Origin of the sequence: Endozoicomonas sp. ONNA1, from assembly GCF_024606325.1 — a bacterium.
Lineage (GTDB): Bacteria > Pseudomonadota > Gammaproteobacteria > Pseudomonadales > Endozoicomonadaceae > Endozoicomonas_A.
The window spans coordinates 1-6,706 of sequence record NZ_JAHHPN010000305.1 but is presented as its reverse complement, the minus strand read 5'-3'; the positions used below and the strand labels follow the sequence as shown (position 1 = coordinate 6,706).

Annotated in this window: 7 protein-coding genes and 1 pseudogene; 7 read left to right on the top strand and 1 reads right to left on the bottom strand. The window is 48.3% G+C overall.

Translation table 11 applies throughout. The features are described from left to right. Nucleotides 1–852, bottom strand: an 852-nt coding sequence (locus tag KDK19_RS07190) for a M3 family metallopeptidase (RefSeq protein WP_257291638.1), incomplete at its 3' end; no start/stop codon positions are given. Nucleotides 853–967: 115 nt separating this feature from the next. Here KDK19_RS07190 and KDK19_RS07185 point away from each other — a divergent pair. The 7 genes and pseudogenes from KDK19_RS07185 to KDK19_RS07155 all read left to right on the top strand — a co-directional run. Further along, the gene (locus KDK19_RS07185; protein ID WP_257253374.1) at nt 968–1,507 is read left to right on the top strand and encodes a gamma carbonic anhydrase family protein; all 540 of its coding nucleotides are present in this window, start codon (nt 968–970) and stop codon (nt 1,505–1,507) included. A gap of 120 nt (nt 1,508–1,627) precedes the next feature. Then, nucleotides 1,628–1,849, top strand: coding sequence for a hypothetical protein (locus tag KDK19_RS07180; RefSeq protein WP_257253375.1), 222 nt, complete (start codon nt 1,628–1,630; stop codon nt 1,847–1,849). 65 nt (nt 1,850–1,914) lie between these two features. Further along, nucleotides 1,915–2,346: a hypothetical protein gene (locus tag KDK19_RS07175; RefSeq protein WP_257253377.1), complete on the top strand. Its 432-nt coding sequence runs from the start codon at nt 1,915–1,917 to the stop codon at nt 2,344–2,346. Nucleotides 2,347–2,506: 160 nt separating this feature from the next. Next, the gene (locus KDK19_RS07170; RefSeq protein WP_368736448.1) at nt 2,507–3,097 is read left to right on the top strand and encodes a YhgN family NAAT transporter; all 591 of its coding nucleotides are present in this window, start codon (nt 2,507–2,509) and stop codon (nt 3,095–3,097) included. A gap of 659 nt (nt 3,098–3,756) precedes the next feature. Beyond that, nucleotides 3,757–5,394: an ABC transporter substrate-binding protein gene (locus KDK19_RS07165; RefSeq protein WP_257281613.1), complete on the top strand. Its 1,638-nt coding sequence runs from the start codon at nt 3,757–3,759 to the stop codon at nt 5,392–5,394. A gap of 175 nt (nt 5,395–5,569) precedes the next feature. Further along, nucleotides 5,570–6,496, top strand: a complete 927-nt coding sequence (gene oppB, locus KDK19_RS07160; protein WP_257281612.1) for an oligopeptide ABC transporter permease OppB — start codon at nt 5,570–5,572, stop codon at nt 6,494–6,496. A gap of 3 nt (nt 6,497–6,499) precedes the next feature. Continuing rightward, nucleotides 6,500–6,706, top strand: a pseudogene (locus KDK19_RS07155) (hypothetical protein); the annotation flags it as partial.

Below are 6,706 nucleotides of genomic sequence, written 5' to 3'. Positions count from 1 at the left end.
TGAGTATTCTGCATAATTGTTGAAACCCAGCAATTCGGCCAGCTCCTGACGCAGTTTGAGAATTTCATTAATGTTGTCTGAATTATCAAATTCGCCCGCATTCGGGCCCTGATCTGATGCCCGGGTACTGAATGCTGTATAAACCTCTTCACGCAGTTCACGATTGTCTGCATAGGTGATCACCGGGAAATAGCTTGGAAAATCCAGATTCAGCATCCAGCCTTCGCTGTGTCCTTTGGACTCAGCCAGCTGTTTCGCGCCTGCCAATGCCGATTCAGGCAAACCGATCAGCTCTGACTCATCGGTCATCAGCTTGGACCAGGCCATGGTGGCGTCCAAAACGTTGTCGGAAAACTGGCTGGTCAGTTCAGAAAGGCGTTTTTGGATGTCACCATAACGGGCTTTTTTCTCTTGGGGTAGGGCAACGCCCGCCAGTTTGAAATCACGTAAATTATCCGTAATGACTTTTTTCTGGGCCTTATCCAGCTTTTCGAACTCTGCTGACTCAGACAGCGTCAGATAGGCCTGATAGAGGTCCTGATTCTGACCCAGCCGTGTTGAATATTCAGAGAGCAGAGGCAGACAGGCATTGTAAGCATCTCTTAATTCATCGGTATTCACGACAGCATTCATGTGGCCCACCGGAGACCAGGCCTGATTAAGCCTGTCACCCAGACTGTCCATGGGTTCCTGAAGAGTCTTCCAGCTGAACGATTGATTTTTATCCGCCAGAAGTGCGTCTACCGCTTGCTCACTCTCGGCAATAATGGTCTCTATAGCCGGTTTTATATACTCTGGTTTAATCTTGGCAAAGGGAGGCAGTTCGCAGGTTTCCAGCAGTGGGTTGCTCATAATTCAGATGCTCGCTGTTTATTGTCCAAACTGAACGTTCTTTTTATGTCTATGGGTGCAGGATTATCGGTTTTCAAGGACAATGCAATACCTACGAGCAAAGAAGCCAAACACCATGACAAGCCATTCCATCAGAACCTTCAGAGGTCATACCCCAACACTGGGTGACCGGGTATTTATTGACGAAACCGCTCTGGTCCTGGGCGATGTAGAAATTGGTGAAGACAGCTCTGTCTGGCCCATGGCAGTAGTGCGTGGAGATATGCACCGCATCCGCATAGGCTCACGCACCAGTATCCAGGACGGTTCGGTGTTGCATATCACCCATGCCAGCACTTTCAACCCTGATGGTTACCCGTTGATTATTGGTGATGAAGTGACGGTCGGTCACAAGGTCACCCTGCATGGCTGCACGATCCACAATCGTTGCCTGATTGGCATTGGAGCTGTGGTAATGGATGGCGCAGTGGTCGAAGAGGAAGTCATTGTTGCTGCGGGCAGCCTGGTGCCACCGGGAAAACGACTGGAAAGCGGATTCGTGTACAAAGGCAATCCAGCCCAGAAAGCTCGCCCAATCAGTGAAAAAGAGAAAGCTCTCTTCTCTTACGGTGCGAACAACTATGTGAAGTTGAAAGACGAATACCTGGGCATTTAAAAAAGTTATTAAAGATTAATTTAATATAATTAAAATTCATTTTCGCCCATAGTATTACAGACGGTTGAACTAACCAGACCTAATCTTCCCATATCAGTTGATGATTTGGGGAGATTCACCATGAGCGAAACTATCAAGCCTATCGACAGACCTGCCTCTCAACAAGCCCACTGGATCGCAGACAGCCAAATGGATAATCAGGAAATCTACAATGCTGAAAAGCAGGCTGAGAAATTCCATGAAAATCTCAGTGCCCTAACCGCTGAACAGAGTTCTGGACCTATGAAAGATAAACAGGCCAGATTGGCATTGTTGGTGAGCCAAAAGAATTTTGTTATTTAAGCCTGTGCAAGTTAAAAGGTCTGCTAAGCTGACGACTTCATTCACTTAAACAGGCTCCATGATTTATGTCCTTAGAAGCAAGACTCGAAAAGCTTGAAGCACAGCATAAAAATCTTGGCGCAGATGTGCACAGTCTGGCCAGGGTGTGTGCAGATATAAAAAACATTGCACTCACTAATCAGAGTGATATTACCGGATTAAAGTTAGATGTTTCCGAGGTGAAGACGGATCTCGCTGCCGTCAAAGCCTGCATAGCCGCACTGACAGAAGCTACCCACGCAGGGTTCAAAAGGGCGGATGAACAACACAACGAGTTCGTCAGGGAAACCCGTCAACGCTTTGATGAACATGATAAGCGCTTTGATGAACATGATAAGCGCTTTGATGAAGTCGATCAGCGCTTTGACAAGGTCGATGAGCGTTTTGACAAGGTCGATGAGCGTTTTGATCAGCTTGAGTTACTCATCCGTCAGAGGATTCCCAATACTCAAAACTGATCACTTCCCAAAGCTTATCCCTCCCCAAAAAGCTCGCCAGACTTCACTGGTTGGGCTTTTTCATACCAACATCAACAAATCAGGATTGGTTTTTTAAAAGCCAGATGATATAAGCCCGCTTAATCCTTTTTATTCCAATTTTCGAGTCTGAGCTGCACTGATGGAAATATACTCCACAGCCATATTGCTGTTCCTGATTATGGATCCGCTCGGCAATATGCCAATCTTTATCTCTGTTCTAAAAGCTGTGCCTCCAAGGCGTCGGGTCAAAATCCTGATGCGGGAAATGCTGATCGCTTTGTTGATTCTGGTGATTTTCCTATTCGTCGGTGATGCCATGCTGCAAGTGCTCCACCTCAGGCAGGAAGCAGTCAGCATTGCAGGGGCGATCATCCTCTTTATTATTGCCATCAAGATGATTTTCCCGCCCAGCCGGGGTGGTGGCATTATGGGTGACTCCCCTGATGGCGAACCTTTCATCGTACCTTTGGCCATCCCTCTGATTGCTGGTCCTTCTATTCTGGCCACCCTGATTCTGCTGGGTAATCAGCATCCGGGAGAACAGGGTAAACTGGTGACAGCAATTTTGATCGCCTGGGCCGCATCTGCAGCCATCCTGATGTGCTCAAATCAATTTATGAGAGTCTTGGGCAACCGTGGTGTATTCGCTATTGAGCGATTGATGGGGATGATTCTGGTGATGCTTTCTGTGCAAATGTTTATGGACGGTATTGCCAAGTATCTGAGCTGACCACTAAACGCCTGGAGGCTGTCACAAGTCAGCCTCCAACGTCAAAACTCGTAAAATCATCCTTATTTATATCCTCCATGTAAAATACTTATCTCCTGATGCGCTGTAAAAAAAGTGTAACTTCGCCAGCATAAAAAAACTGCATCACCCTTATGAAAAAAATTTATAACTATATATCAAGGAAAAGCGAGTTTATTCACCTGTATTTTTATAAATTTCAACAAGTCTACCTTTTTGAATGATTCAATTTTTATGCACCTACGTTCAAAACCTTCTTGATCCTTTTTAAAACTTTTAGTTATATTCGGTTACCCGCCCGTTGTGATTCGGTTTTTCTGTATTAAAAATACAAAGTCCGAAGAGCCGATGAGCAGGGTCGGGGAAGATTTCCGTAATCTGTTTTTCGGGATCAATGCAATGCCCGGCGGAATTGACGACAGTAGTCCATCAAATAAAAACAACCACCATTAGATGACTCTTCGCTCAGGTTGAGATCATTGAACAAGGTGTTATAAAACGGCAATACACAGGATCGTGTGTTACTCGTCTTGCTCTGACACATTCGTCAGCAGCAACAGCACCCGCCCATTACCATAACTCCAATCAGAATTATGCGTTGACCGTTATCAGACCGGTCATCGAATGAAGGGGATAAGAATATGAAGAAGCCATTCAAGGCTCTGAAACTGGTCGGCATTCCGGCTTTGACTCTGGCCGCCAGCATCATGGCAGCCACCAGCGCCAGCGCCGCTGTCGTCCCGGCAGGCACACAACTGGCACAGGTCCAGGAACTGGTTCGCGGGAACGGCTCAGAACCTGCCTCTATCGACCCTCAGAAAGTGGAAGGTGTTCCAGGCTCTAACATCACCAAAGATCTGTTTGAAGGTCTGGTAACTCAGGATTCTGAAGGCAACACTATCCCGGGGCAAGCTGAAAGCTGGACTGTTTCCAAGGATAATAAAGTATTTACATTTAAAATTCGTGACACCGCGAAATGGTCCAATGGAGACCCGGTAACAGCGGGCGATTTTGTGTTTGCTTTCCAGCGTGCGGTTGATCCTGAAACAGCCTCCCGTTATGCCTGGTTCATGGAAATCCCAACCATCGTCAACGCTTCTGCTATCGTCAAAGGCCAAAAGCCAGCCGACAGTCTGGGCGTTAAAGCTATTGATGACAAAACCTTCCAGGTCACTCTGGAGCAACCTGTTCCTTACTTCATCAAAATGTTGGCTCACCAGACCACTTTTCCGGTTCCCCGGAAAGTCGTTGAAAAGTTAGGAGACAGCTGGACCCGTCCGGGCAACATGGTATCCAACGGGGCTTACAAGCTGGCTGACTGGCGTGTTAACGAAAAAATCGTTCTGGAGCGTAACAATAACTACTGGAACAATAATGAAACCGTTATCAACAAGGTGACTTACCTGCCTCTCCAGAACACTCCTGAGCTGAACCGCTACAAGGCCGGTGAAATGGACATGACTTACGTGATTCCTATTGAACATTTCAAGTCCCTGAAAAAGGCGAGCCCCAATGAAGTGAAGGTAACCCCATATCTGGGTACCTACTACTACAGCTTTAACACTCAACGTAAGCCTTTTGATGATGCTCGTGTTCGCAAGGCTCTGTCCTACGCCATCGATCGTGATGCAATCACCCAATACGTGAAAGGTCAGGGTGAGAAGTCTGCTTACACCTTCACCCCTGATACCATCAGCGGCTTTGTACCACCGACCACTGCCTACAGCAAAATGCCCCAGGCTGAGCGAAATGCACAAGCCAAGCGTCTGATGACTGAAGCTGGATACGGCCCGGACAAGCCTCTGGAGCTGGAAATCCTGTACAACACGGACGAGTCTCACAAGAAAATCGCTATCGCCATTGCCCAGATGTGGAAGCCACTGGGTGTGAAGGTCACTCTGGTGAACCAGGAGTGGAAAACCTTCCTCGATTCCCGTAACGACGGCAAGTTCGAAGTAGCCCGTGCCGGATGGATTGGCGACTACAATGAAGCCTCTACCATGCTGGATCTGAATACCTCCACCCACGGTCAGAATGACTCCCAGTTTGTAAACGAGATGTATGACGAGCTGATGGCTAAATCCAGAGTCGTGACCAGCGACGAAGAACGCTCCCACCTCTACACTGAAGCCGAGAAGATTCTGGCTGATGAGATGCCTGTCGCTCCTATCTACCAATACGTAACCAGCCGACTGGTTAAGCCCCACGTCGGCGGTTACCCCATGAGCAATGTTGAGGACAACGTTTACACCAGAGATTTGTATATCAAGAAGCATTAATCTCTCTGGCGTGGAAAACCCCTGGTTCCCACGCTCTTGAGGGATGTCGCAAACCTCTGATTCCCGGGCTCAAGCACGGGAATCAGAGGTTTCGTGACTGCCTCTCCTGCATGGAAACAAGTTTTACATACAGTCAGGGACACATAGTCGTCTAAGACTAACAAAGAGTGTACCTATGTTTATATTTATTCTGAAACGCATCGGCGTTGCCATTCCGACACTGTTCATTCTCGTTCTTTTGTCGTTTTTTCTGATGCAGATGGCTCCGGGCAGCCCTTTCACGGGCGATTTCAACATGCCGCCGGAAATCCTGGCCAACCTTGAAGCCAAGTACCACCTCGACAAGCCGCTCTGGCAACAATTTGCCTATTACCTGAAAGACCTTCTGCAGGGCGACCTGGGACCGTCTTTCAAGTACAAGGATTACACCGTTAACGAACTGGTGGCGCAGAGCTTCCCGGTTTCCCTGACCATTGGCTCACTGGCGTTTTTGTTCACCGTTATTGTGGGGGTTGGGCTGGGAACTCTGGCAGCCCTGAAACAAAACTCCTGGATCGACTACACCGTTATGACGTTCTCCATGGTGGGTGTCGTGCTTCCTTCTTTTGTGATTGCGCCGCTGATGGTACTGATCTTCTCCATCAGCCTGAAGTGGCTGCCAGCGGGTGGCTGGAACGATGGTAGCTGGCAGAACATGATTCTTCCCGTTGCTGCCATGGGTATTCTTTATGTAGCGGCAATAGCCCGTATCATGCGTTCCAGCATGATTGAAACCCTGAACAGCAACTTTATTCGTACTGCCCGGGCCAAGGGTCTGCCAAGGCATCACATTATTCTCAAACATGCCCTGAAACCGTCACTGCTGCCGGTTGTTTCTTATCTGGGTCCGGCTTTCGTCGGCATTATTACCGGCTCAGTGGTCATCGAAACCGTGTTTGGCTTGCCCGGCATGGGTCAGCACTTTGTTAATGGTGCACTGAACAGAGACTACTCGCTGGTACTGGGACTGACTATCATCATCGGATCACTGACCATTCTGTTCACCGCTATCGTCGATATCCTCTACGGGCTGATCGATCCAAAAATCAGGGTGGGGAGTTAAACCATGGCGTCTATTTCCTTGAAAAGCGGCACTGTGAATAACATGGTGAAAAATGAGAGCCACAAGGCTGTGGAAAACTTTTCCGAACAGCTTGCCAACGAGCGGCTGGAGATTGAAGGGCGCAGCCTCTGGGCCGATGCCCGCCGACGATTTCTGAATAACAAGGCTGCTGTCGCCAGTATGATGGTTCTGGCAGCGGTGACGTTACTC

Bases quoted from the DNA above. Each gene is read 5' to 3' on its own strand.
- KDK19_RS07180 (WP_257253375.1), top strand. From the start codon at position 1,628: ATGAGCGAAACTATCAAGCCTATCGACAGACCTGCCTCTCAACAAGCC.
- oppB (WP_257281612.1), top strand. From the start codon at position 5,570: ATGTTTATATTTATTCTGAAACGCATCGGCGTTGCCATTCCGACACTG.
- KDK19_RS07185 (WP_257253374.1), top strand. From the start codon at position 968: ATGACAAGCCATTCCATCAGAACCTTCAGAGGTCATACCCCAACACTG.
- KDK19_RS07165 (WP_257281613.1), top strand. From the start codon at position 3,757: ATGAAGAAGCCATTCAAGGCTCTGAAACTGGTCGGCATTCCGGCTTTG.
- KDK19_RS07175 (WP_257253377.1), top strand. From the start codon at position 1,915: ATGTCCTTAGAAGCAAGACTCGAAAAGCTTGAAGCACAGCATAAAAAT.
- KDK19_RS07170 (WP_368736448.1), top strand. From the start codon at position 2,507: ATGGAAATATACTCCACAGCCATATTGCTGTTCCTGATTATGGATCCG.